General features: G+C 50.4%; 16 protein-coding genes and 1 tRNA gene. 7 read left to right on the top strand and 10 right to left on the bottom strand.

Annotation, left to right across the window (positions count from 1 at the left end):
- Positions 1-402 precede the first annotated feature (402 nt).
- Positions 403-891 (top strand): hypothetical protein, encoded by a 489-nt coding sequence (locus B5D63_RS11475; protein WP_078668948.1) that lies wholly within the window; start codon positions 403-405, stop codon positions 889-891.
- A gap of 119 nt (positions 892-1,010) precedes the next feature.
- Here the strand turns inward: B5D63_RS11475 and B5D63_RS11470 are convergent.
- Positions 1,011-1,083, bottom strand: a tRNA-Lys gene (locus tag B5D63_RS11470).
- Positions 1,084-1,237: 154 nt separating this feature from the next.
- Between B5D63_RS11470 and B5D63_RS11465 the strand changes: the two genes are divergently transcribed.
- The 5 genes from B5D63_RS11465 (at position 1,238) to B5D63_RS11445 (ending at position 8,723) form a co-directional block, all read left to right on the top strand.
- Positions 1,238-2,416: a thiolase family protein gene (locus B5D63_RS11465; RefSeq protein WP_078668947.1), complete on the top strand. Its 1,179-nt coding sequence runs from the start codon at positions 1,238-1,240 to the stop codon at positions 2,414-2,416.
- A 162-nt stretch (positions 2,417-2,578) separates the two neighbouring features.
- Complete coding sequence (locus B5D63_RS11460; protein ID WP_078668946.1) at positions 2,579-4,201, top strand: DUF1800 domain-containing protein; 1,623 nt, start codon at positions 2,579-2,581, stop codon at positions 4,199-4,201.
- Positions 4,202-4,212: 11 nt separating this feature from the next.
- The gene (locus tag B5D63_RS11455; protein ID WP_078668945.1) at positions 4,213-5,796 is read left to right on the top strand and encodes a DUF1501 domain-containing protein; all 1,584 of its coding nucleotides are present in this window, start codon (positions 4,213-4,215) and stop codon (positions 5,794-5,796) included.
- Between the two features lie 55 nt (positions 5,797-5,851).
- Positions 5,852-6,181: a hypothetical protein gene (locus B5D63_RS11450; protein ID WP_078668944.1), complete on the top strand. Its 330-nt coding sequence runs from the start codon at positions 5,852-5,854 to the stop codon at positions 6,179-6,181.
- A gap of 91 nt (positions 6,182-6,272) precedes the next feature.
- Positions 6,273-8,723, top strand: coding sequence for a TonB-dependent receptor (locus B5D63_RS11445; protein WP_078668943.1), 2,451 nt, complete (start codon positions 6,273-6,275; stop codon positions 8,721-8,723).
- 61 nt (positions 8,724-8,784) lie between these two features.
- Here B5D63_RS11445 and B5D63_RS11440 read toward each other — a convergent pair whose 3' ends face one another.
- From B5D63_RS11440 to B5D63_RS11410, 7 genes are all read right to left on the bottom strand, one after another.
- On the bottom strand, positions 8,785-9,222 hold the full coding sequence (locus tag B5D63_RS11440) for a hypothetical protein (protein WP_143312875.1): 438 nt from the start codon (positions 9,220-9,222) through the stop codon (positions 8,785-8,787).
- Positions 9,223-9,248: 26 nt separating this feature from the next.
- Complete coding sequence (locus B5D63_RS11435; protein ID WP_078668941.1) at positions 9,249-9,689, bottom strand: DUF5991 domain-containing protein; 441 nt, start codon at positions 9,687-9,689, stop codon at positions 9,249-9,251.
- Positions 9,673-12,837 carry a peptidoglycan DD-metalloendopeptidase family protein gene (locus tag B5D63_RS11430; protein ID WP_078668940.1) on the bottom strand — a complete coding sequence of 1,055 codons (3,165 nt, stop codon included), beginning with the start codon at positions 12,835-12,837 and terminating at the stop codon, positions 9,673-9,675. The genes B5D63_RS11435 and B5D63_RS11430 overlap by 17 nt, the downstream gene beginning before the upstream one ends.
- Before the next feature lies 1 nt (position 12,838).
- Entirely contained in the window at positions 12,839-14,626 is a 1,788-nt protein-coding gene (locus B5D63_RS11425) for a type VI secretion system Vgr family protein (protein WP_078668939.1), read from the bottom strand.
- A 47-nt stretch (positions 14,627-14,673) separates the two neighbouring features.
- Positions 14,674-15,060 (bottom strand): type VI secretion system tube protein TssD, encoded by a 387-nt coding sequence (gene tssD / locus B5D63_RS11420; protein WP_078668938.1) that lies wholly within the window; start codon positions 15,058-15,060, stop codon positions 14,674-14,676.
- A gap of 441 nt (positions 15,061-15,501) precedes the next feature.
- A complete protein-coding gene (locus tag B5D63_RS11415) occupies positions 15,502-15,936 on the bottom strand; it encodes a DUF983 domain-containing protein (protein ID WP_078668937.1) in 435 nt (144 codons plus the stop codon).
- A 44-nt stretch (positions 15,937-15,980) separates the two neighbouring features.
- The gene (locus B5D63_RS11410; RefSeq protein WP_078670283.1) at positions 15,981-17,759 is read right to left on the bottom strand and encodes an ABC transporter ATP-binding protein; all 1,779 of its coding nucleotides are present in this window, start codon (positions 17,757-17,759) and stop codon (positions 15,981-15,983) included.
- A gap of 153 nt (positions 17,760-17,912) precedes the next feature.
- Between B5D63_RS11410 and B5D63_RS11405 the strand changes: the two genes are divergently transcribed.
- A complete protein-coding gene (locus B5D63_RS11405; RefSeq protein WP_078668936.1) occupies positions 17,913-20,039 on the top strand; it encodes an elongation factor G in 2,127 nt (708 codons plus the stop codon).
- Between the two features lies 1 nt (position 20,040).
- Here B5D63_RS11405 and B5D63_RS11400 read toward each other — a convergent pair whose 3' ends face one another.
- Together B5D63_RS11400 and B5D63_RS11395 are read right to left on the bottom strand one after the other, a co-directional pair.
- Complete coding sequence (locus B5D63_RS11400) at positions 20,041-21,570, bottom strand: YifB family Mg chelatase-like AAA ATPase (protein WP_078668935.1); 1,530 nt, start codon at positions 21,568-21,570, stop codon at positions 20,041-20,043.
- A 108-nt stretch (positions 21,571-21,678) separates the two neighbouring features.
- Positions 21,679-23,007 carry a MutS-related protein gene (locus tag B5D63_RS11395; protein WP_078668934.1) on the bottom strand — a complete coding sequence of 443 codons (1,329 nt, stop codon included), beginning with the start codon at positions 23,005-23,007 and terminating at the stop codon, positions 21,679-21,681.
- Positions 23,008-23,101 lie beyond the last annotated feature (94 nt).

Raw genomic sequence — 23,101 nt, 5'->3', positions numbered from 1 at the left:
AAAGGAATACAAGAATGTTACGAATAAGGCAGGAGACTAAATATTTATGTAAGGCGATTGAGAAAATTAGATTGGATACCCATTTAAAAATGTTTAAAAGCGGGAAATTGTATGAGAGAAGCGTCCATTTATAAAGAACAGCTTTATCAAGAAGATAATTATTAGTGAGGGTAGGATTACATAAAGTGTATCAATTTCGATTAAAGATTAAGTTTTCCATGATTTTAGACATTTTGAGAGGAGTGAGGAGATGAGATTGTATCCTGGAGTCGAGTTGAATGGACAACACACGGCCGCGCTATAGCTCATCCTTTTCCTCATCAACATGTCTTTTTCTATAATGGGAGGACTTGGAATGTATTAAAACCAGCAATACCTTTTCCTTAGTAAAGCAAATGTAATATGGATATCGCTTTCGAAATTTTGTTACCAGTTGAATCAATAATACCATCTATTAAATTTGAGGTGCCTGAGTTTGAATGGCAGGGAGAGAAGTATCCACAAGGTCCTGAAGAGGCATATGTCCATCAATTTAAACTGGTAAAGTCTCCCGTTACTCAATATATTATACCATTGTTGCCTGAGAGCCTTAAGAGTGAAGGCTGGCAGTGTATTGCTGTAATGGAAGGGGTTGATGAGCTGGCGCAGCGGTTGATAAACGAAGGGCAGGAGATAAAAAAGAAAGATGCTGATTTGTTTGCTTTACTAACGACATTAACTCAGCACGAGGAGAGATGGGTGATTGTTTTTGAACCAGATTGCGATCAGATTGATTTCGTAATCGAAGGTGGTTTGCAGTTGGTTTATAACAATATTATTGAGTCTTTGACTATAGAAAAGCGCGGTTTTGTGATTTGGTTTAATGGCTTCAGTAGGGAAGTTTTACCATAAAGTCTGTCCAAAAGTAATTAAGTTGCTTAGTTGTTCGGGTTAATTTCGAGCTATAAATGGAGTAATTTAGCACACATAAAAACGCCTTGCAGGTTAACTGCAAGGCGTTCAATTTTTAGTGACCCTGTAGGGACTCGAACCCTAGGCCCGCTGATTAAGAGTCAGCTGCTCTACCAACTGAGCTACAGAGTCAATAGCTCCCCGAAAAACGGGTAGCGACAAATTTAACGGTTCTCTCGCATATTTGTGTCCTTAATTTAATTAAATTTGGTTACAAGGTAAAAATGTGGATAATTATCCATTATGTTGATAATCTAACCGTTAGCTTATTATAAAATTGTTTTTCATGCAAGAAGCGTACATAGTAGCCGGCTACCGCACTGCGGTAGGTAAGTCCAAAAGGGGAGGATTTCGTTTTTACAGACCCGATGATCTGGCCGTAGATGTGATTACCGGATTGCTGCAATCCGTACCACAGCTCGACCCTAAGCGGGTAGATGACCTTATCGTGGGCAACGCCGTTCCGGAAGCGGAACAGGGACTGCAGATAGGCCGCATGATCTCCGTGCGTGCACTCGGGATCGATGTACCAGGGATGACGGTGAACCGCTATTGCGCCTCCGGCCTGGAAACAATTGCTATCGCAACAGCTAAAATACAGACAGGGATGGCCGACTGTATCATCGCCGGTGGTACGGAAAGTATGAGCCTGGTGCCAGTGGCCGGCTGGAAAACCGTGCCCAACTACACCGTGGCCAGCACCACCCCTGACTATTATATCGGCATGGGACTCACCGCTGAAGCAGTGGCCAATGAATTTAAAGTGAGCCGCCAGGACCAGGATGAGTTCTCTTTTAAATCCCATCAGAAAGCGTTGAACGCTATCAAAGAAGGCTATTTCAAATCCGGTATACTGCCCATCAATGTGGATGAAGTATACGTGGACGAAAAAGGCAAAAAACAAAAACGGACCTTCACTGTAGACACCGACGAAGGACCCCGTGGAGATACTTCCCTCGAAGCGCTGGGTAAACTGAAACCGGTGTTTGCTGCGGGTGGCTCTGTTACGGCGGGCAACTCCTCGCAAACGTCCGACGGCGCCGCTTTCGTGATCGTGATGAGCGAGAGAATGGTGAATGAACTGGGGCTGAAGCCCATCGGTCGTTTGGTAGCCTGCGTTTCTGCCGGCGTACATCCCCGTATCATGGGGGTAGGACCGGTAGCTGCCGTGCCTAAAGTGCTGCAACGTGCAGGTAAAACCCTGCAGGACATCGACCTGGTGGAACTGAACGAAGCTTTCGCTTCCCAGTCCATCGCGGTGATCCGCGAACTGGGTATTAACCCCGATATCGTGAACATCAACGGTGGCGCTATCGCCCTCGGGCATCCGTTGGGCTGTACCGGCGCCAAACTCACAGTGCAGATCCTTAACGACATGAAAAGGCTGAATAAGAAATACGGCATCGTGACTGCCTGCGTAGGTGGTGGCCAGGGCATCGCCGGCATCATCGAAAATATTACCTGATTTTTTTCGTAATACATTATAGCTCAATGCCGCAGGAAGATTTTCCTGCGGCTTTTGTTTGATATCACCCCCTGATTTATGATAAATTAATCCCGTTGAATTAAATTTTTTATTAATTTGGCGGAATTAAAGGCCATCCCGCTATCTCAACCATATCGCTTTATGGATCGCAGACAATTCCTGACCTTATCGCCTGCCCGCAATACGCGGAACAGCAAAGCTGTTGCCCGTACGGCAACCGGATTGACCCCTTACACCGGCGCCTGGGGCACCCAACAGCTTATCCACCTGCTCAAACGGACCACCTTCGGTGCGTCGCCGGAAAATATCAAAGCCCTCAACGGCCTTGGCATGCAGCAGGTAGTGGACATCCTGCTTACCGCGCAGGCAGATCCCACACCACCGGTGAATAACTACGGTGCCGACAGTACCGGCGTAACACCCGGCGCCACCTGGGTAAGAGCCGCCATGGGCGACGAAATGCTGGAAAGAAAAAGAATCGCTTCCTATAAAGCGTGGTGGGTAGGGCAAATGCTTAACCAACAGGCAAGCATACACGAGAAAATGGTGCTCTTCTGGCACAACCACTTCGTGACAGAAACCAGCATGGTAAACGATAGCCGCTTCATCTACCAGTACAACCTGACGCTCCGGCAATATGCGCTGGGCAATTTTAAAGCACTGACCAAAGCGGTTACCCTGGATCCCTGTATGCTGGTGTATCTCAACGGTTACCTGAATTCCAAAGGCGCCGCTGATGAGAACTACGCCCGCGAGTTACACGAACTGTTTACCGTCGGTAAAGGCCCCGATTCGCACTATACAGAAGACGACGTAAGAGCGACGGCCCGTGTGCTTACCGGCTTTCGGGTAGACCGTACCGCCATCGTCAGCACTTTTAATACCACTCAGCACGATATCGGTAATAAAGAATTCTCTGGTTTCTACGGTAATAAGGTCATATCCGGGCAAACCGGCCCTGAAGGCGCTAAAGAGCTGGATACACTGCTGGATATCATTTTCGCACAACCCGAAGTGGCTAAATTCATCTGCCGAAAACTCTATCGTTTTTTTGTATACTACGATATAGATGCGGCCACGGAAACGAATGTGATCCTGCCTTTGGCAGACATCTTCCGTAGCAGTGGCTTTGATATTAAAGTCACGCTCAATGCGCTGTTTACCAGCGAGCATTTCTTTGATCCGCTCAATATGGCCTGCCTGATAAAGAGCCCGGTGGACTTCTGCATCGGCATGTGCCGCGAATTCGGAGTGACATTCCCTACAGACTATACCACCCAATACCAACGCTGGGGCGACCTGCATAACGCTATGGGCGCCATGCTCCAGAACCTGGGAGATCCGCCGCTGGTAGCCGGCTGGGACGCCTATTACCAGGAACCGGCTTTTCATGAATTGTGGATCAATACAGCCACGCTGCCCAGAAGAAACCAGTTGAGCGATGGCATGATCGCTGCCGGCTATAAAAATGTGAAGATCGATCCGCTGGCCTTTGCTGACAAGCTGTCCAATCCCGGCGACCCGGTAGCACTCGTCAACGATTCGCTGGATATCCTCTATCGTGTAGGCGTGTCCGATAAAGTGAAAGCGTTCCTGAAAGACACCATCCTGCTGGCCGGACAAAGTACCAACGGCTACTGGACCAGCGCCTGGAACACTTACAAATCCAATCCCGGCGACGCTGCCAACACCAAAGAGGTGACCAACCACCTGCAAGCCCTTTACAAATACATCATGAACCTTTCAGAATATCAGTTGTCCTGAAAAACCTTTCTATGAAAAGAAGAGATTTCCTGAAATATACCGCCCCGGCCGCGATATTGCCCACCATCATCAACGGCTTTTCTATCAAAGCTTTCGGTACCTCGCCGATGCTGGCGGCATTAAGCGGCGCTGCTTCGGATAATGACCACGTGCTGGTCATGATTCAGCTTACCGGCGGAAATGATGGGCTCAACATGGTCATCCCACTGGATATCTATGGAAAATATCAATCAGCCAGGACAAATATTGCTATCCCGGAAGGAAAAGTACTGCGGCTCGACAACTACCTGAAATCCGGTCTGCACCCTGCCATGAAAGGTGTGCAGCAGTTATATAACGAAGGAAAGGTGAGCATCATCCAAAGCGTGGGTTATCCTTCCCCCAATTTCTCCCACTTCCGTGCAACAGACATCTGGCTCACAGGGTCTGACTCCAACGAGATACTGACCAGTGGATGGGGCGGCCGTTACCTCGATTCCCAATATCCCGGACCGCAGGATAACTACCCCAATGCCGACAACCCGGACCCGTTGGCCATACAGATCGGTTCTATCGTGTCCCCGGCGTTTCAGGGAGCAGATGCCAGCAGAGGCATGGCTATTACCAGTGCCACTGATTTCTATAACCTGATAGACGGCATCATAGATCCCGTTCCCAATACCAAAGCCGGTAAGGAGCTGGAGTATATACGGATGATCGCCAAACAGACCAATAGTTATGAGAAATCGATCAAATCAGCAGCCGCTAAAGTTACTTCCCAGGGACCTTACCCGGCCAATAACAGCCTCGCGGATCAGCTGAAGATCGTAGCCCGCCTGGTGGCCGGCGGACTGAAAACCCGCATGTACATGGTGAGCACGGGCGGTTTCGATACCCATGCCAGCCAGGCGGAGTCGGGCGATACTACCACAGGCGGCCATGCTAAATTACTCGGTGGCGTGTCGGATGCCATCAAAGCTTTTATGGACGACCTGAAAGGCCTGAGAGCTTCCCGCCGTGTCGTGGGCATGACCTTCTCTGAATTCGGACGCCGTATCAAATCTAATTTCAGCATGGGAACGGACCATGGCGCCGCTGCACCCATGATCGTATTCGGCGATTACGTCAATCAGGGCGTGCTGGGTAATTCCCCGGCCATCCCCGATAATACCAGCGTGGCAGACAACGTGCCCATGCAGTATGATTTCCGCTCTGTGTACGCTTCCATCCTGGAACAGTGGTTCTGTGTAGATCAGACCGATCTGAACCGAATCCTCCAGAAGGACTATCAGCGGCTGCCACTGATCAGCGGTGTGGCTTGCGGCGTTATTACCGGTCTGCCTGACCTGGATACAGACAATAAAAAGCTGATTACCAACAGTCCTAACCCCTTCACCAGCGCAACCACCATCACCTATATCACCGGCAGCGGCAATACCATGATACAGATTTTCGACACTATGGGACGGCTGGTGAGCGTGCCGGTGAATAAAGTCCACACACCCGGCACTTATACTTTCACTTTTGATGCGGAATACCTGGCCAACGGGGTTTATTATGCCCGCTTCCAGAATGGCGCTGTACAGCAGGTACGGCCGATGCTGAAAGTTAAATAGTGCGATATAAATGCATCGTTGTTGCAAATGAGTAAAGTTTATTACCTTTGCGTCGGTGTACAAACATTTACAGAAAATATTAGCACTCATTCTGCTGGGAGTATTCACGCTGAATACGCTCCCACGGGAGTTTATACACATCTTCACCGGCCACCACGACACGCAGGACACGCATGCCACCGCCGGTGATGCCATGTTTTCAGCAGAGCACCGCCACTGCGATTTTCTGCAGATAGGGGTGGAGCCGTTTGATCAGTACACTACTACCTTTATAGCGCCGGTACGACCGGTGATATGGGTGTTTCAACCACGGCAGCTGCCTGAAACCAGCTATATTACCCATCGTGCTCTCTCCCCGCGGGCACCTCCTGCTGAGGTTGCCTGATTTTCAGCTTCACATCAAAAATAGCTGCTATTGCCATCGGCAATAACCGGTTGTTGGTATTCACTGTTTTATTATTTTTTATTACTTACGTATGCATTATTTGCGTGTATTTATACTCGGATTAATGGGGGCGTTGCTGTTGCTGCAACCTGCCGCCTATGCCATCACTCCCGAAGACGGCACTTTCTCTAATGTGCTCACCGGGAAAGTGACTGATAAAGTTACTCATACCGTCATCCCCGGCGCTACGGTGTATCTGCCGGACCTGCATGTAGGCGCCGCCGCCGATGCACAGGGAAATTATACTATCAAAAATCTGCCGAAAGGAAAATATATTGTGGAAGTACACTCCATGGGCTACGCCGCCTATACGGAGACTGTGAACGTCAACGGTACTACCACCAAGGATTTTGAGCTGACAGAGACGTTGATCGAAAAAAATGAAGTGGTGATCACCGGCGCCAACCTGGCCACTTCCGTGAAAAAGACACCTACGCCCATCAGTATCATCCGCCGCGATGTGCTGGACCAGAGCATTTCTACCAATATCATTGATGCGATTGCCAAAGTGCCCGGTGTAAGTCAGCTCTCTACCGGTCCGGCTATCTCCAAGCCTTTCATCCGTGGCCTCGGCTATAACCGCGTAGTGGTAGTCAGCGACGGTACCCGCCAGGAAGGCCAGCAATGGGGCGATGAACACGGCATCGAAGTAGACGACTACAACGTCAGCAAAATAGAAATACTCAAAGGCCCGGCCTCTCTCGTATATGGTTCGGATGCACTCGCCGGGGTAGTAAACATTGTTCCGCCGGCCCCACTGCCGCAAGGCAAGATAAAAGGCAATGTGGAAGCCAACTATCAGACCAACAATGGGCTGATGGCCTACCATGCTGATATCGCCGGCAATAACAACGGGTTCAGCTGGGGCGCCTACATCACCCAGAAACAGGCGCACGACTATAAAAATAAATACGACGGGTACGTGTTTAATTCCCGTTTCAACAACACCAACTACGGCGCTAATATCGGTATCAACAAACAATGGGGTTTTTCCCGCCTGAGCTTCACTTCCTTTAACCAGCACCTCGGTCTGGTAGAAGGGGAGCGTAACGAAGAAGGCAGGTTTATCAAGCCCATTAACGATAACGGTAATGCGGAAGAGGTACCTGTTACCGACAGCGATAACAAGTCTTATAGCATGACGGTGCCCAAACAACAAATCAACCATCAGAAGCTGGTATGGGACAATAGCCTGTATCTCCATAACGGCGGCCGTATTGGATTAACGCTGGGCTACCAGTGGAATAACCGTCGTGAATTCGGCGATCCGCTGCATCCCGATGAACCGGAGCTCTGGCTGAAGCTGCAGACCTTCAACTACGCGGCCAAATATTATCTCCCTGAAATGAACGGTTGGCAGACAACGGTTGGCGTTAACGGTATGCAGCAGAAAAATGAAATTTCAGGAGAAGAGTTCCTTATACCCGCGTACAACCTGTTTGATATCGGCGCATTCGCGGTCACCAGCAAGACCTTCAATAAGCTCACCCTGAGTGGCGGCGTACGTTTCGACAGCCGCTCCCTGCGCTCTAAATCGCTCCTCCTTGATGCTGATGGTAAGCCGGCAGCATCCGGCGAAGCTAAGTTTGACGCTTTCAGCCGCAATTTCTCCAATGTGTCCGGCAGCGTGGGACTTAGCTATGAAGTCAGTGACCGGGTGGTGCTGAAACTGAATGCCGCCCGTGGCTTCCGTGCTCCCAATATCTCCGAGCTGGCTGCCAACGGTGTGCATGAAGGCACCATCAAATACGAATATGGCAACCAGGAGCTGAAACCTGAAGTGAGCACACAGATCGACGGCGGTGTTGAATTCAATACCCAGCACGTTTCCCTGACGGCTAATGTGTTCTATAACCACATCAACAACTTCATCTTCTCCCGTAAGCTGGTGAATGCTGCCGGCACGGACTCCATTCCCGCAGATGATAACGCCGAAGGATTCGCTGCCTTCAAATACCAGCAAGCCAACGCTAACCTTTATGGCGGTGAGCTGATGCTGGATATACACCCGCATCCCATCGACTGGCTGCACTTCGAGAACACGCTTTCTTATGTGAGAGGTACCGCGCTCAATGCTACCGATTCCACTAAAAACCTGCCGAGTATTCCGGCCGCCAGATGGTTGTCCGAGCTGAAAGGCAAGTTCAAAAAAGTAGGTGGTCCGCTACGGAATGCTTACGTAGGTGTACAGATGGATATGAATTTTGCTCAGAACGACGTGTTTTCGGCTTATCAAACCGAGACACCCACAGGAAGCTATACGCTGCTGAATGCAGGTCTGGGGTCAGAGTTCGTGAATAAACACAACAAGACCCTGTTCTCCCTCCACTTCGCAGTGAACAACATCGGCGACGTCGCCTACCAGAATCACCTGAGCCGTTTGAAATACGCACCGGTGAATGAGGTGACGGGCCGCAACGGGGTCTTTAACGTAGGTCGTAATTTTAGTGTTAAACTGGCTATTCCTATTGATTTTAAATAGGTTTTGTCCGGATTATTCAGTCATAGAAGGCTGGCCTGCGGGCCGGCCTTTCTTTTGTCATCTACTGCCTGGCTGTGGAATCTTTCGTTTTCGTATAGGTGGCCTTGTTATCCTTTATTTTGAAGCGGAAAGCATCCTGCCGGATGTTAAATGTAATAACGGTATCTTTTCCATTGATCGTCATATAGGGCGTGGGCAGTGTCTTCTCTGCAGTGTCTGTCGCGCGGATATAATTGACGAGCCTCTTTGCGTCTTTTTTGATACTGATCGTTTGCGACGCATCAGCTGTCTGTTCGAAGGACACGGTGATCCCTGACAGCGCATAGGAAGCACTGCTGCTGTCAGGATGCCCCGACTGCAGCTTAAACGCCACCGGCTTACCGGCTTTGGATGAAAAGATACCGCCAATACCACGGTTGCCCGGCTGCTCCGACTGGGTACAGGCCATTAACGATAATACTAGTACAGAAAACGATAAAAGGATAATAGCTTTATTCACAATTCAAGGTTAATTTGAATATAAAGCTATCGAATTTTTTCGCTTTCCTGGGTATGTTTTACCAGATAGGTTTTCGTCGTATCTTCCAGAATAGCACTGGAAATGATGTAGTAGTTGGTGTCTTTTCTGAAGATTTTGAAGAGGGGAACCTCTGGGTTCCAATACTGCTCAATACCACGGGTGTCATAGCAGAAATAGCCTAGTAGCGTGTCTTTACTAATTCTGAGTGCGCATTGTGCGTTAAATGCATATTGGATGCCATCAGCATTGAAGAGACAGCTGTCGTTTGAGATATTGATTTCATAATCGGTTCCTACATTAATACCGTTCATTATTTCATCGGTAGAAGTACTTAGGCTGTAATGACTGGGCCATGCCGAAATTCCGCCCGCAGAAGTTTGATGATTGCAACCAGAAATAAGTTTCAGCATTATCAGCCATGCTGTCTTTTTAAATAGATTTTGCATATTGATGATTTTCTTGAGGGTTGATAATTTCGGTTTTATTGAGTTCTCTTATAATCAGAAGGGGGTCGATTCGGCCATCAAATCCTTTGCCCACATGCTCTCTTGTTCGTACTTCAAAGTGAAGGTGTTCTTGTTCCGGTCTGAGACTGGCAGCATTACCGGTCTTTCCACTGAAACCAATGATATCTCCCGCTTTTACACTTTCGCCGACTTGGTATTTTGATAAATCCTTTAAGTGGGCGAAAAAAAAGTAGTAGCTATTGTTGTCATATTCTCCGCTTAAAAGAAGAGCGTTCCCGTATGAGTTTGAATGGTACGATGATACAATAAATCCGTTGACACATGCATAAACAGGAGTGCCTTCCGGAGCATAAAGATCTAATCCTTGATGTTTACCACTCTTACGTTCAGAGATGAATCCAAATTTGCTTCTTTCAGGTGCCCATTGATTGTACCAACCTCTTAGTTGCATGTTTTTTAAAGGATGGTGCCATTTGTTATCATTCGCACCAATGACTGACAACATTGGACAGTTGTCATTGCATCCATTTTTATAGCTGAGTCCTTCTGTATACTTTTTGTGAATTATAACATGAACCTCCTTCTTACTTACGATGCCATCTTTGTTCCTATCAAGACCTTTGTTCTTTTCATACCAACTTCTCTGTGTTTGTCTATCATGTTCCTCACTAAACACCACATAATCCTCTCGCTTTCCTACACCGTCCGGTTTAAGAATGGTCATGTAAAAATCTTCCAGCGAATTCAGTCTCCCCTTGAACTCCCGCAGGTAGTGATAGACATAATCTAATTGTTCCTCCGCTGACATATTGGCCAGTTTTTTCTTTGTAATACCAAGCTTCCACCGGCTGTTCATCTGATTGATTCCTTTCTGCGTAAACTGCACCAACCCCACCGCATGTCTCCCCAATACCCCTTCTGTCAACTTTTCCGCTGCCGGCGTGTTCCACGGCTTATGCCCACTCAGCAAATGCGGCAGAAACGACGCTCCGGTCTCAAACGCCATACACGTCATCAGGTGATTAGGATCTGCGTGCAGCTTCTTCGCGATACGGATCACTTTTTTCCGGAACGCACAGCTTACTTTACTGCCCCATACCAGCGACTGGCACGCCGGTTGCTCCGATGGAAGGTTTATTCGTTCTATGACGGCAGTGGACCGTGCCTTTGTGCCGGGTGACAGCCGGAGCTGCTGCCCGGGATACACCAATAACTGCTGAGAATACACGGCGTTGAAACCAGGAAGCGTTATCAACGCGTAGATCAGGCTTACTGCCGACAATGATTCCAACGGGACAGGGAGCAGTGCAGTCCCTGTTTTATCGATCATTACCTGTTGTGTGCTGACAGTCGTATCCTTTTCCAGCAGCGGTTTCATGGCGGCTACAGGGTACGGTATGAGCGGCCGCTGTAGCGGCGGGGAACCGTTGCGCCGCAGGATAGTGATGCGCAGCTGTTGACCGGCGAGGTTGACGGCATATATTTTCAGCGCCATTTGTTGATGATGGTCGGTGATAAAATACATTCGCTGGTCTTGTGGATCGGTGAAGTAAGCCTTTACGATACATGATCTGCGATGCAGCAACAACCGGGGATGCGCCTGTTGTTCGATGGGAATCCTGTCTGTCGGTTTTAGCTGGAAGTCGAGGTGAAGCTGCCCGTTATCCCATCCTGCGGGGAGCCGGAGGCTGCTGACAGGCAGGGGATACGAGACTTTAGTGTCCGGTGGTACCAGCAGCGAACGGGAATGCACCAGTGTGCTGTGTAACGCTTGCCGGGCATATACCTCCAGTAATACCTTTCTCTTTTCAAGACCGCTGTGTTCAAAGTATAAACAGATATCCTGGTCATACCCTGCCTGGCGGATGACATACCCGTTGGGTGTTGTCCATTGGGCAGCAGATACCGCCGCATTTTTTACTTCAAAACGCAGCGCTGCTTCCTGTTGCAGGTCATAGAGGTACGCGTACAGCGTATAATGCCCGCAATGGGTAAACAGGTGCCGGAAAGTACTTTCCCCTGCACAATGCGTGTTTTCCGGACCTTCGAGTTTCCAGTGCAGTTTGAGTTGTTCTCTCGGCGTGATATCCGGAAAGGTAGTTTCGCTGATACTGAATGTTACAACCGCACCGCTGACAGGTGGGCGGTCTGCATGAATATGCCGGACCCGGTTGTTGCAGATGGTGACTGACTGCTGCCATACTTCGTCACCGGTGACGGCACGGACTACATAATGGCCGGGTTGTTCAAAGGTGTATTCGGTTTCGGGGCCGGTGTTCCTGGCTTCGCTGCGAAATCCTTTTTCATCTGTCCGGTCCCAACGGAAGCTGTCGGTCGCTTCGGCTTCCGCTACGGTAAAACGAATACGTTCTCCGGGCCTTGCGGTATGCGGTGAGCAGATGATGCCGGTAGGCGTTACCTGTATCGTTTGCGTCAGCAGGACATCTGAATCTTCTCCGCCAAAAACGCGCAGGGTGAATTGTCCATCGTGCATAAAACGATGATGAAAAAACATCTCTCCATGGAGGTCTGCCTCCTGCGCACCCTGATCATTCTCAAGCACCCAGTGCAACAAGCTGATATCTTCCCCGGCGGGAGGGCGATCGAAGGTCACTTCCCAGGACCCATTGTGGAGCTGACGGATTTTCGCCGGCCCTTTGATGCGGGTAATGCGTGGGGCAGACGGAGAAAAGTTGATCGACAGTTTATCTGCCGGTGGCTGATTATCGGTGCTGCACAGGCCGGGTGGATCGTCGGTGCCGGCGGGGAGTTGTCCATGCGTCAGGAGATGTAACCGGCCTCCCCGGAGACATTGCGCTGTCGCATTATCCGGCAGGGGATAGGCGCCGTTGGCCAGGGCAATGCGCTGTTGGCCGATGGGTATCTGCCATAACAGCTGCGGCACACAGGGCGCCGGTTGGCCGCCGGCAAGACAGCTGCTGAAATGCAATGCACGGTGATCATTCTCGCGTGTGGTCACAACAGGCTTGTCTGTACCGCTGCTGCTGTGAACATAATACCGGTGATGCGACACCACCTTTACAGGCGCCGGTGCTGCAGCTTTATCGCAGCTGCAGAGAGCGCCTTCACATACCAGATGTCTGGCCGTACTACAGGATGGTGTCATATCAGGATAGTTTTATTTTTTCAACACTGTTGATAGCAATCGTTCCTGCGGACATCAGCGTCAGATCCTGACGGATGCTGTTGAGCAGGATGCTTTCTGCCTGCTCTTCCAGCTTGCGGGAGCTGCGCGTAAAATTGTCCTGCGCCTGCTGGGTAATATGGGTCGCCAAAACGGTATGATGATTCCCGGCATACAGACTGATATTTTCACCGGCGCCTTGTGTAAGATTACCACCTGCATGCATATCCAGCTGGTCCGCTGCTTCAATGCTGATATGGTTGGCTTTCAGCAGCAACTGTCCCGGTGAGGCGATGGTAATATTACCATGATGCGTATCCAGGAGTATCATATTACCATTGCGGTCGTGGATCTGCAGTTGTTCCGCGCCGTTGCTGTCATCCAACTGTATGGTATGCCCGCTGCGTGTCCTGATGATCTTCAGGTTGTTGCCGGCATCGCTGAACTTCGTATTGTCTTTACCGTTATAGGCGGTGCCTACGGCAAAAGGCAGCTCCGGATTACCGCCTTCGAAGTCCACCCATACCTCTTCTCCTTTTTCGGGAATAAAATGAAAGCCTTTGCCGGCGCCGCCATGCGGTGTTATCAGGCGTATCCAGGGAGAGCTGCCCTGTTGCTGCCAGTGATAACGTATCCGGATGCGCCCCATTCCTTCAGGATCATGATTATCGGTCACAATAGCGCTCTGCGCTTCGCATAGCGGCGCTATGCCGCTATGGCCGGAAGGAATGCAGCAATCGGTAGGCGTACAGGTAAACTGGTTATGATAAGCCCCGTCTCCCTGGCAGTGATGGTCAATACGGGTGACGGTAAAAGTGCCTTCCAGGTCCGGCGAAGCAAGAGAGGCGGCAGCTTCGATGATGTCGCCCACCCGGATGCCGGGATGCTCGCTGCGCCCGGTAAGCTGCACTGCTGCCGCCAGCTGTCGCCTTTCATGCAGCTGTGCCTGTAAGGCAATGCCCGCCTGCTGTTGGGATGTTGCCTTGTCAAAACCTTCTTCATGATAAAGCTGCCTGCTGGCCTGCCTGGCCCGTGCCGTGAGCGGCCCTGTGCCGGAAATGCCCGTCGGCCGGGGAGAAGTGCTGCTGATAGCAGCCCCTGCCTCATAGTCATAAGCGGTAAAGCGCCGGTCGCCGGATGTCAGTTGCAGCCCGATATCAAAATGTACCAGCTCTCCCGGATGTGACAGGCTGATTTTAGCAGGAGCATAAGCCCCGAATATCATCTGCTGGCCATTGTAGAAATACCATTCTCCAAAGCGGGCGGCCAGCCGCTGCAGGAAAGCAAAGTTACTTTCCCTGTACTGGACCAGGTAAGCATGAGGAGCCGGATTGCCCGGTGCTATCTGCAAATCAATATGCGCTGCCGCCGCTTTCAGGCAATGCCGCGCAATATGGGACAGCGTCTGCGCTTCATATACCCGTAACTGTGGCGCCCCGTCCAAAACAATGCCGGGATCGGTACCTTTCAGCACACAAAACCCCTGCGTGGCGTCGCCCTTTTTCCCGGTATGAATGGCCGTGATCAACCCCTTAAAATGCAAGGTCCCTGTTTGCGGCATGGCGGCTGCGGATACCTCCACAAATACGTCCTTCCCCAGCAGGTCCTGTCCGTTGCCGGAAATCTCCGGCCATAAGCTGCTCAGCCACCCCTGGTCAATGTGTATCTCAAATGTATGATGTCCGTCTATCCGCTGCCGTATCTGCAGCTCCCGGAAATGAGGAAACGTTTTTCCGTCTATGGTTATTCTGGTGCACGTATTTAAGGGCATAAACAATCGGTTTTTCGGGTTAACTGTAATGTATATACGAATTAGGATCAGGGCCAGGGATTGTGATAAACACTCTGGTTTAACGCCAGCTCCCGGGCGGATAACTTTAGCCGTACCTGCATGGGGGTTTGCCCGCCGGCATCAAAATGTTCCCCGTACCGGACACAATACGCATCGGAAAACCGCAGCTCTTTCATACGGGACATCACATCACGCCGCCAAAAAGTAATGGTGCCGCTTTTAGTGCCGGTATTGGAAATCATCCAGTCGAAAAGACGGCTGCTGCCGTCAGACTCGATAATAATACGAATAGTGCCCCCTCGGGGCCGGTGGGAAGGCTTGCCGGTTTCGTCCGTTTCCTGCGAAAAGGTAAAATGACATTCCAGCACATTCATGGTGGCTCCTTCCAACAATAAGGTCGCTTTAAAAGACATATAATTGCTGATTTATTGGTGAATAAACAACAAGTATATAAGATGAAGACTGGTAGCGGGTTTGATAGGAGTTTCCTAAGGAAATGGGGCAGCTGCGTCAACAGGGTTGATCAGGAAAAACAAATCGTCCCTGTTCATACTGAAGTTACAAATATTCTGTTTACGGAACTTTTTCAGCGACGATTTTTTTCTGTTCATCGCAGAAGATTTACCATTTATATAAAATTATAGCTTTTGTGTTGGGGGATTTTGTAGCTTCGCCTTGCTTTGTAAGATGTGAGTTCGATCTTCCCGCCCTGGAGGCTAAGCAGTTTTCCCTCTGGTTATTTTATTATTGGTTTTTGCTGGTAAAGATTTTCTGACCACCATTGGTTCAGATTTTGGTTGAAAAAGAAAGGGGCTGTTTTCACAGCCCCATATTTTTTCAATGATGATCATTCCTTAATGATGATGTTGCCGCTCCGGCGCATTTATACCCGCTGTACTTTCGTCATAATACACAAAAAAATACAGGTAGATAACCCGCGAAATACGCATCAGCCAGGGCTGTATCAACACCAGCAAAACGCCGTTGACGGCCAGCCAGATGAAAATACTGTTGTCTCTCCAGGTAATACCAAAAAATATGGCATACCAGATAAGATTGAACACACTAAACGCCACGGAAAGCGCATAACTCACGTACCCCGTCCCAAACCAGAAACCCGTCTCCAGCTCAAACTTCTGGCCACATACCGGACAGTTGTCGTGCATATTGAAAATTTTGGAGAAACTAAGATGAAACGGATTCTTGTCTTTGTACATATCTCCTCTCCGGCATTTGGGACATTTCATCGTTAACAGGCTGACGAAATAGTTCGGGCGTTTGTGTTCCATATTTTTTTACACTGATTCGGTGCAAAAATAAGTTTTTTAATTCACTAGACGGTCTCCAGCTTGCGCTCGCCTATCTGCTGGCGCCACATGGCGTAGTATAATCCCTTCTCTTCCAACAGTTCTTCGTGCCTGCCCGTTTCTACGATATGGCCTTTTTCCAGCACGTAAATACGGTCTGCATGCATGATCGTGCTCAACCGGTGGGCGATCATCACGGTGATATGCTGCTTGCTGGCGGTCACCTGGCGGACTGTTTTGGTAATCTCCTCTTCTGTAATGGAGTCCAGCGCGGAAGTGGCCTCATCAAACACCAGTAAACGAGGCTTACGTAATAACGCCCGGGCAATAGATAACCGCTGTTTTTCCCCTCCGGAGATCTTAATGCCGCCTTCGCCGATTACAGTCTCCAGGCCTTTGTCCGCCCGCGCCAGCAGCGAATAACAGGCTGCCTTGCTCAAAGCGTCCATAATCTCTGCGTCCGACGCGCCGGGGTTCACGAACAACAGGTTCTCCCGGATAGTACCGGCAAACAACTGCGTGTCCTGCGTTACAAAGCCTACCTGGTGCCGCAGATCGTCCATGTCCGCTTCATTGGCATCTACGCCATTGTACAGGATATGCCCTTCATTCGGCTTGTACAACCCTACCAACAGCTTTACCAGCGTGGTTTTGCCGGAGCCGGAAGGTCCCACGAAAGCAATAGTCTCCCCCAGCTGCGCGGAAAAGCTCACCTGGTCCAGCGCCTTGGTGGCGGCCGTGAGATGTTTGAAGCCCACCTGCCGGAAAGTAAGATCGTCAATATGATTGATCTTTACCGGGTGCGCCGGCGTCTCTTCCACAGGCGTATTCAGGATGCTCTGGAAGTTCAGCAGCGATACCTGCGCCTCCCTGTAGTTAAGGATAATGTTCCCCAGCTCCTGCAACGGCCCGAAAATAAAGAAGGAATACAACTGAAGTGTCATCAGCTGCCCGATAGACACATAATCACGATAGATGTAAAACAACAGTAAAAACAGGATGCTTTGCCGCATCAGGTTCACAAAAGTCCCCTGCACAAAGCTGATACTGCGGATGCTGCGTACCTTCTTCAGCTCCAGCATCAGGATCTTGATGGTCGTGCTGTTCAGCCGGCGGATCTCCTGGTGGGTAAGCCCCAGGCTCTTCACCAGCTCTATGTTACGCAACGATTCTGTGGTGGAACCGGCCAAAGCAGTGGTCTCCTTGACGATCGTTTTTTGGATCACCTTGATCTTACGGCTCAGCACACTCATCAAAATGGCGAGCAACACACAGCCGATAAGATATACGAACGGTAAGGTCCAGTGCACCATGGTGGCGTAAACCATCACAAACACCACACCGATCATCGATACAAACAGCACGTTCACAAACGATGTAATGAACTTCTCACAGTCTGTCCGTACTTTTTGCAGGATAGCCAGCGTTTCGCCGCTGCGCTGGTCTTCAAACTGCTGATAAGGCAGCCGCAGCGAGTGTTTCAGCCCGTCGGTATATACCTGGGCGCCGAATTTCTGCACGATCACGTTCACAAAATAATCCTGGAACGCTTTCGCAATCCGCGATACCATGGCCACGCCGACAGCCGCGGCGATCAGCCACAGCACACCGGACAAATACTGCCCCTCCGGCCGCAAAATACTTCCTCCCTTTACGGTGGTGTGCGGATGAGAGGCAAACCGGTCAATGATCCACCCGAATATCATCGGGTCTAATAACGAAAAAAGCTGGTTAATACTTGCCAGCGCCATAGCTAATACTACCAGCCATTTATATTTCTTCAGATAATGTAGCAATAGTTTCATAATATGTTCTTTACAGGTGCACAAAGTTACTGCATGTTGCAACATATTAAGGGTAATCAAAAGGTCATTTTTTGACCAAAAATCAGTAACTTAATAGTAATAGCTCTTTGTTTGGCAACGGTGATAATCGATTACCTGATTAAATCTCCACATATGAAGACGTATGATGAAAAACATATCAAAAACATCGTACTGTTGGGCGCTCCCAAAAGCGGCAAAACCACCCTCTCCGAAACAATGCTGTTTGAAGCCGGTATCATCAGCAAGCGCGGAACAGTAGAAGAGAACAATACGATCTCTGATTACCATGAAATTGAACACGAACGCGGTAACTCTGTCTATGCCACCACCATGCACTCCGAATGGAAAGACTACAAAATCAATATCATAGACACCCCTGGCCTGGAAGACTTTATCGGCGAAGTCATCGCCTCTATCCGTGTATGCGACACCGCAGTACTCCTCCTCAATGCCCAGTATGGCGTCGAAGTAGGCACTGAACTCATCTGGGATTATGTGGATAAATACCGGAAACCCACCATCCTGGCGGTCAACCAGCTGGACACGGAACAGGCCAACTTCAACAAAACCGTGGAAGACGCCACCCGCATCCTGGGCAACGCTGTTACTGTCATGCAGTACCCGGTCAACCAGGGACCCGGCTTCAACGCGATCATCGACCTGCTGAAAATGACCCTCTACCGCTTCCCGGAAAAAGGCGGTAAACCGGAAAAACTCCCCATCCCCGACAGCGAAAAGGAAAGAGCGGAAGCGCTCCACAACGCACTGGTGGAAAAAGCAGCGGAAAATGACGACACCCTCATGGAGCAATACTTCGAAAAAGGCAGCCTCGATGAGGATGAACTTCGCCAGGGCATCAAAATCGGGATGCTCAAACATCAGGTCTTCCCCGTTTTCTGCCTGTCGGCCAAAAATGATATGGGCAGCGGCCGCCTCATGGGCTTTATCGACAATGTAGCCCCCGCCGCCGCCGAAATGCCCGCAGAAATGGCTAACGATGGCAGGGAAGTTCCCTGCGACCCGGCCGGCCCTCCCTGCCTCTTCATCTTTAAAACACTGCAGGAGCCACATGTCGGACGTCTCTCTTTCTTTAAGGTGATGTCCGGCGAAATAAAACCAGGCATGGAGCTGTTCAACGAGGAAACCAACAGCTCCGAACGCATCAGCCAGATATTCATCGCCGACGGCAAAAACCGCAATAACATTGAATCCCTCAAAGCCGGTGACATTGGTTGTACCCTCAAACTGAAAAATACCTTCACCAACCAGACCCTCTCCGATAAAAACAAAGCCATCCAGATAGATCCCATACAGTTCCCCACCCCTAAAGTCCGCGTGGCCATCGAAGCTAAAAACAAGGCCGACGACGAAAAACTCAGTGAAGTACTGGCGGAATTACACATGGAAGATCCCACCCTGCTGGTGGAGTTCAACCGGGAACTGAAACAGGTGATCCTCCACGGCCAGGGCGACCTGCACCTGCTGGTCACCAAATGGCGCCTGGAAAACATCTATAAAATGCAGGTAGCCTACCTGCCGGCTAAAATACCCTACCGCGAAACCATCCGCAAACCCGCTCTGGCCTCCTACCGCCATAAAAAACAGTCCGGCGGCGCCGGCCAGTTCGGGGAAGTATATATGAAAATAGAACCCTGGTTTGAAGGAATGCCCCCCCTGAAAGAATACCCCGTGCGGGAAACGGAAGAAGTACCGCTGCAATGGGGCGGTAAACTGGTGTTCAATAACTGCATCGTGGGCGGCGCTATCGACAGCCGCTTCCTGCCTTCCATCCTGAAAGGAGTCATGGAAAAAATGCAGGAAGGCCCACTCACCGGTTCCTATGTCCGCGACATACGGGTAAGCGTATACGATGGTAAAATGCACCCGGTAGACAGCAACGATATCTCTTTTAAAATAGCCGGTATGATGGCCTTCCGCGACGCTTTCCACCAGGCGGCCCCGCAACTGCTGGAGCCGGTGTTCGATGTGGAGGCCACCGCCCCCGATACCATGATGGGAGACATTATGAGCGAATTACAAAGCCGCCGCAGCGTTATAACCGGCATGGATACACTGAATGGGTACCAGGTGATCAAAGCCCGCACACCCCAGGCGGAACTGGATAAGCTGTTCGCCGCGTTGCGCAACGTTACGCAGGGTAAGGCGAAGATCCATTCCGAGTTCGCTGAATACGCGCCGGTTCCCCCGGAAATACAAAAGAAACTCAGTGATGAATACCAGAAAGAAGAAGTGGTGTAGCTCACCTCCAGCCTTCCCGGTCAAGGCTTCTGTATTGTATCGCCTCTGCCATGTGTGCGGTCCCTATACTGTCACTCCCCGCCAGATCGGCAATGGTGCGGCTTACCTTCAGTATCCGGTCATACGCCCGGGCTGACAACTTCAGTTGCTGAATAGCATTTTTCAGTAACTGGTGACAATTATCCGGAAGGGTGCAATATTCCCTCAGCTGCTGACTGTTTACCTGCGCATTGCAATAAATACCCGCTATCCCGGCATATCGCGCAGCCTGCACTTCTCTCGCGGCGATCACACGGTCACGTATAAACGCGCTTTTTTCTTCTTCCCGGTGGCCGGTCAGGTCACTGAAAGCTACCGGCGTCACTTCTACATGCAGGTCAATACGGTCCAGCAAAGGCCCCGATACCCTGTTGAGATATTTTTGCACCATGCCGGGTGAACAGCTACAGGCTTTCTCAGGATGGTTGAAATAACCACAGGGGCAGGGATTCATCGAGGCCAGCAACATAAAGCCAGCCGGGAAATCAATGGCGGAGCGGGCCCGCGAAATCGTTACCCGCCGCTCTTCCAGCGGCTGCCGCATCACTTCCAGCACCTGCCGCTTGAACTCCGGCAGCTCATCAAGGAATAAAACGCCATGATGCGCCAGCGAAATCTCCCCCGGCTGCGGCTGGCTGCCCCCGCCTACCAGCGCGGTGTCACTGATGGTATGATGAGGCGAACGGAAAGGCCGCTTCGCCACCAGCGACGCATGCTGCGGCAGCTTGCCCGCCACGGAATGGATCTTCGTCGTCTCCAGCGCTTCCTGCAGCGTCAGCGGCGGCAGGATGGTCGGCAGGCGCTGGGCCAGCATCGTTTTGCCTGCCCCGGGCGGCCCGATAAGAATAGCATTATGCCCGCCGGCAGCGGCTATCTCCAGGGCCCGCTTAATGTTATGCTGCCCCTTTACGTCGCTGAAGTCAAGATCAAAAGTGACGCACGACCGCTCAGGTGGCACTGCAGGCACCGGTTTCAGGCTCCCTGGCTGACTGAAAAATTGCATCACTTCCGACAGGTGAGATACGCCATACACTTCCAGGGGCCTCACCATGGCCGCCTCCAGGGCGTTGACCGCCGGCAGCACAAGCCCCTTGAAGCCTTCCTGCTGCGCCTGTATAGCCATGGACAAAGCGCCGCGCACCGGCAGCACACTGCCGTCCAGCGATAACTCCCCCATCAGCAGGTAACGTCCAAAAGCATCGGCGGGTATCTTCCCCGAAGCACCCAGTATCCCGATGGCAATAGGCAGGTCGTAAGCCGCACCGGCCTTACGGATGGCCGCAGGCGCCATATTAACGACCGTCCGGGTACGCGGCATCCGGAAACCAAGATGACTGATGGCCGACTCAATCCGCCGCTCACTCTCCTTGACAGCGCTGTCCGGCAGCCCGACCATGTAAAAACGGTTCCCCTGCTGTGATACATTCACTTCTATGGTGATGGTAATGGCATCTACGCCGCGAATGGCGCTGCCGAAGGTTTTAACAATCATATGGATGTGGGTTAACAGCTACTAATATAACAAATTACCGGCTTTCCCAAGCCGGTTTAATTCGCTGTCATCGCCCGTTCGCCGCTATTCGCCGGCTTCATCCCCTGATCAGTGGATCTGGGCCAGCAGGTCCAGTACTTTTTCCCGCCGGAGGATCAGGTAACCGATTTTCTCTTTGGCAATACCATCTTTCAACAGGTAAGTAAAGTGAAGATCGTCGTCGATCACTTCCGACTCAAAGTATTTAAACAATATTTTGGACTCGTCCCGTAGTTCTTCCACTACTTCATAGAGGTGGGTGGAGAGGATAAAAAGACAGTTGGAACTGCGCAGCAATCCGCGGATAACGGCCAGGGAGCAGTTTTTGGCATCTTCCACATTGGTGCCTTTAAACATTTCATCGATCAGCACCAGCCAGTTCTTACCGTTGTTGATTTGAAGGATCGTGTTTTTGATGCGTTGTACTTCGCTGTAGAAATAACTTTCTCCTTTGAAGATATTATCCTGCACCTGGATATTGCTGACGATGCCGTGGAAGAAATTGAGTTCCATTTCTTGCGCGGGCACGCCCATGCCGATATGTGCCATGAAAACAGCGATGCCCACCGCCCTGATGAAGGTGGTCTTCCCCGCCATATTGGCGCCGGTGAGGAACATGAAGTGATTGTTTTCATCCAGCGTCACGTCATAGGCCACAGGGTCCTGTAAAATGATATGATACAGCTGCCGGGCTTTTATTACAGGCCTTGTACCACTGGTAAAGACCGGGAACTGCAGCTTGTAGTGTTTCATGGCCTTGGCCATGGCATAATAGGCGTCCAGCTGATGATAAAGGGTCACCAGCTCTTCCACTACTTTTCTGTGTTTTTTCCGGATATAATTATCGTACCGGAGAATCTCCACATAATTCATTTTACCTGCTGCGTCCACTTCCAGTATATCGCTGAAATCTTTTTTGTGTAACAGGTGTTGCGCCCTGTCCAGTAATATTTTCAAGGTCTTGGGAGCATGATCGGAATTGAAGACGTCCACAAAGGTGCGGAAGCCGCGAAGCAGGTTGACAAGCTGGGTAAAGGAAAATTTGATGAAGCCGAAGTCCGGCGCATACAGCGTTTTATTGATGACAGCCTGCAGCCGCAATGCGACCCCCTCTGTATTGGAAATGGGTTCTATCTGGGCCTCCATGTAGTTTTCCACTACTACAATGGTGCCATTGGAGATAATGGAGGGCCAGCTGCCTTCCAGTTCGAGAATATACCGGAGGGCTTTCTGCCGTTGTTCAATAGCGGTAATGTCCTGTAGTGGTGAGCTGAAAAGCTGGCGCAGATAGTCTCTTCCGCCTGCAGTGGTGGTAAAGTCCAACCGGTGGAACAAAGAAAACTCTTCATCGCGGTTGAAGATGGAAAGGTCATAATAGGATGTTTTGTCCAGCTGCATGCAATATTATTTTGGTTAATATATAGGGGAAGATGCAATCATCAGAATTTTCCACACCAATTTATAAATTTTGATATTTAGTCATTTAAAAATT

The organism is Chitinophaga eiseniae (genome assembly GCF_900167135.1).
Lineage (GTDB): Bacteria > Bacteroidota > Bacteroidia > Chitinophagales > Chitinophagaceae > Chitinophaga > Chitinophaga eiseniae.
Note: the sequence above shows the minus strand (reverse complement) of the source record. Positions and strands in the feature narration are given on the sequence as shown.

Bases quoted from the DNA above. Each gene is read 5' to 3' on its own strand.
- B5D63_RS11475 (WP_078668948.1), top strand. From the start codon at position 403: ATGGATATCGCTTTCGAAATTTTGTTACCAGTTGAATCAATAATACCA.
- B5D63_RS11465 (WP_078668947.1), top strand. From the start codon at position 1,238: ATGCAAGAAGCGTACATAGTAGCCGGCTACCGCACTGCGGTAGGTAAG.
- B5D63_RS11460 (WP_078668946.1), top strand. From the start codon at position 2,579: ATGGATCGCAGACAATTCCTGACCTTATCGCCTGCCCGCAATACGCGG.
- B5D63_RS11455 (WP_078668945.1), top strand. From the start codon at position 4,213: ATGAAAAGAAGAGATTTCCTGAAATATACCGCCCCGGCCGCGATATTG.
- B5D63_RS11445 (WP_078668943.1), top strand. From the start codon at position 6,273: ATGCATTATTTGCGTGTATTTATACTCGGATTAATGGGGGCGTTGCTG.
- B5D63_RS11435 (WP_078668941.1), bottom strand. From the start codon at position 9,689: ATGCAAAATCTATTTAAAAAGACAGCATGGCTGATAATGCTGAAACTT.
- B5D63_RS11430 (WP_078668940.1), bottom strand. From the start codon at position 12,837: ATGACACCATCCTGTAGTACGGCCAGACATCTGGTATGTGAAGGCGCT.
- B5D63_RS11425 (WP_078668939.1), bottom strand. From the start codon at position 14,626: ATGCCCTTAAATACGTGCACCAGAATAACCATAGACGGAAAAACGTTT.
- tssD (WP_078668938.1), bottom strand. From the start codon at position 15,060: ATGTCTTTTAAAGCGACCTTATTGTTGGAAGGAGCCACCATGAATGTG.
- B5D63_RS11415 (WP_078668937.1), bottom strand. From the start codon at position 15,936: ATGGAACACAAACGCCCGAACTATTTCGTCAGCCTGTTAACGATGAAA.
- B5D63_RS11410 (WP_078670283.1), bottom strand. From the start codon at position 17,759: ATGAAACTATTGCTACATTATCTGAAGAAATATAAATGGCTGGTAGTA.
- B5D63_RS11405 (WP_078668936.1), top strand. From the start codon at position 17,913: ATGAAGACGTATGATGAAAAACATATCAAAAACATCGTACTGTTGGGC.
- B5D63_RS11400 (WP_078668935.1), bottom strand. From the start codon at position 21,570: ATGATTGTTAAAACCTTCGGCAGCGCCATTCGCGGCGTAGATGCCATT.
- B5D63_RS11395 (WP_078668934.1), bottom strand. From the start codon at position 23,007: ATGCAGCTGGACAAAACATCCTATTATGACCTTTCCATCTTCAACCGC.